Source organism: uncultured Thiocystis sp., from assembly GCF_903866365.1.
Taxonomy (GTDB): Bacteria; Pseudomonadota; Gammaproteobacteria; order Chromatiales; family Chromatiaceae; genus Chromatium.
Genome location: NZ_CAIPNF010000013.1, coordinates 1 through 2,252, shown reverse-complemented (window position 1 = coordinate 2,252; position 2,252 = coordinate 1). Strand labels below are relative to the sequence as shown.

Genomic DNA, 2,252 nt, shown 5'->3' with positions numbered 1-2,252 from the left:
GGCAAGCACATGAGCGGCCGTGACCTGGGCCGACAAGAACCGACACCCGCGTTGCGCTATCGTGCGGCGGAGGTCTGCGCTTGCGGCGCGTAGCGCAGATCGATCGATAAAGTCAAACCTTAAAAACTCGAAGATCGAGTGTCACGATCCATTCGGCAGAGGCCAGCGCGCTGCAACAAGGGGTGCGTTTTTCGCTCGTCTCCCCCGATTTGCCCGACATTCACCTGCGGGCACGGGCCATCGATGTCAGTACGCCGATTCACAGCGTCCCGAGCAAGGCACCCGCGAACGTGGTCTACACCATGATCTTGAGCTTCGAGCATCCGCAACCGCTGCTGCGCCGCTTCGTCGACACGCAGCTGGAAAAGCTGTTGTGCGCGCAGTTGACGGGAACCGCAGACCGGCATCGGAACGTCGCCCCGAGGTTTCCGCACATCGCCAAACCGGTGGACAAACACCGCGCGGAAAAGGGCTGGCTGGAGCGCGAATTTCCCGATCTTCTCGACCGGATCGCGGCCTGTTGGGGCGATGTTCCGGCCTTTCGACGCGTGTTTCGGGAACTGATCCTGGGCGATGTCGGTCAACCGGGCGGCTGGTCGGACGCGGTGTGGGCGGACTTGACGTGGTTGCAGGAGATTCATGCGCGCGTGTTTGCGTCTTGAGAATGAGGCCATTTTGCGGAAGCGGCGACCTTCAGCGCGCCATGTTGCGCATCAGGCGCGTATCGGTTTCGAGCGATTGCGGTTCGCCGATCAGGAGGCACGCGAAGTCTGGATGGGCGGGATTGAGCAGGATGTTGCGCTCAACCGGCACGACCGCGCTCGGCACGTTCAACACGGCGGTCTCTCGGGAACAGAGCCAGCGATGCCCCAAGGCTTGCAGCGCGTCTCGCGTCCCGATGGTCCGCCAGTCCTTGGGCAATTGAGCGATCTCGATGCGCGTCTCGGCCAGGTCTTCTGGCAACTGGGCCGGGATCAAGACATAGCGCGCCCGCAGCGGCGCATCCTGCACCAGCATCTCCAGCAGGGCCAGCGAAGGCGACGCGGCGGTGTAGACCACCGGCAGTCCTTTCGGATTCCAACGCCCGCCATACTGTCGAGCGCCTTCGCCACTGAATGCCTGCGCGGCGAACGGAGCGGTCGTGATCCGCCAGACCGTGCGCGCCACTGGCGGCATCAGGCAAAAACCCCCTGCTCGATGCGACCCAGGGCGTCAAGGACGCTACCGGCCCCGATCTCGGTGTCCAGCAGGGACATGGGGGTCACGCCACCGAGCGCGGCATTCGAGGATTGGAGCCAGTCCAAGGCCGAATCGGTGGCCTCGAAGACGCACTCGGCGCGTTCGACCACCCGCGCGAAGCGAACCAGCTTGGCCGATTCTTCTGGAGACAACGCCCCCTCGCGTTTGCGTCGCGCCAGGGTCCGCTCAGGAATGGCCAACGCTTGGGCCAGTTGCGTTTGGGTGATGCGCGTCAACCGGACCAGGCTATCGACGGAGGCTGCGGGCAAGCCCTGGCGAACCAGTGCAATCCACTCCATCGGCAGGCACGGTTGCGCGTGCAAAATGCCTTGACCGCCCAGGAGGCCGGCGGCGGAGATGACGTGTGGAGAAATCGTCGTGGCGGACATGTTTTTGGCCATTTGGCTTTTTTGTAAGTCAATTTTGGCTGATTTTTAGCGAAAAAGAAACCGCCTACGCGGCGGCGAGCTCAAGAAAAATTCGGAAAGCCGCTCACTGCCGCGCCGCGCCCCACGTCCAATCCATCCTTTCGCCGCCAGGGTTTTTTAAACGAACTCATCGTCATGGAAGCCGAGCGCGACTCCGATCAGTTCGAGCGCGAGACTGGCACACAAACAATCCTTGTTGTATTGGATTGGGTGTTGCGACCGTGCAGGCGTGGGCCACCGAGTGGGACGCCTATAGGTTTCAATCCTTGTTGTATTGGATTGGGTGTTGCGACCCGAGCGAGAACGCGGCCCAAGTCGCGCGCTATCGATGTTTCAATCCTTGTTGTATTGGATTGGGTGTTGCGACCGCCTTGAGACGTTTATCCGCGTCCGCTTCCTGCTGCTGTTTCAATCCTTGTTGTCTCAGTACAGTACATATCTCATTACTCGACTTTGGCCATTTTCGCGTCCGGGGACACGCCATCCGTTCGTGCCGAAAGCGGCGCCGGGATGAGCAGGCCATGCCCGATGAACTGGCGGCAGAGGGGCGGGAGCGGTATCGTCTGATGTCGACTAATACCCCAG

Annotated in this window: 3 protein-coding genes; 1 reads left to right on the top strand and 2 read right to left on the bottom strand. The window is 61.5% G+C overall.

Annotated elements, in window-relative coordinates; translation table 11 throughout:
- Positions 1 to 182 precede the first annotated feature (182 nt).
- Positions 183 to 662: a hypothetical protein gene (locus QZY07_RS00355; protein ID WP_295398862.1), complete on the top strand. Its 480-nt coding sequence runs from the start codon at positions 183 to 185 to the stop codon at positions 660 to 662.
- Positions 663 to 693: 31 nt separating this feature from the next.
- Here the strand turns inward: QZY07_RS00355 and QZY07_RS00350 are convergent, their stop codons facing one another.
- Positions 694 to 1,176: an RES domain-containing protein gene (locus QZY07_RS00350; RefSeq protein WP_295398860.1), complete on the bottom strand. Its 483-nt coding sequence runs from the start codon at positions 1,174 to 1,176 to the stop codon at positions 694 to 696.
- Positions 1,176 to 1,628: an antitoxin Xre-like helix-turn-helix domain-containing protein gene (locus QZY07_RS00345; RefSeq protein ID WP_295398858.1), complete on the bottom strand. Its 453-nt coding sequence runs from the start codon at positions 1,626 to 1,628 to the stop codon at positions 1,176 to 1,178. Before QZY07_RS00345 ends, QZY07_RS00350 begins: the two co-directional genes overlap by 1 nt.
- Positions 1,629 to 2,252 lie beyond the last annotated feature (624 nt).

Coding starts and splice junctions, on each gene's coding strand:
- QZY07_RS00350 (WP_295398860.1), bottom strand. CDS start 1,176: ATGCCGCCAGTGGCGCGCACGGTCTGGCGGATCACGACCGCTCCGTTC.
- QZY07_RS00345 (WP_295398858.1), bottom strand. CDS start 1,628: ATGTCCGCCACGACGATTTCTCCACACGTCATCTCCGCCGCCGGCCTC.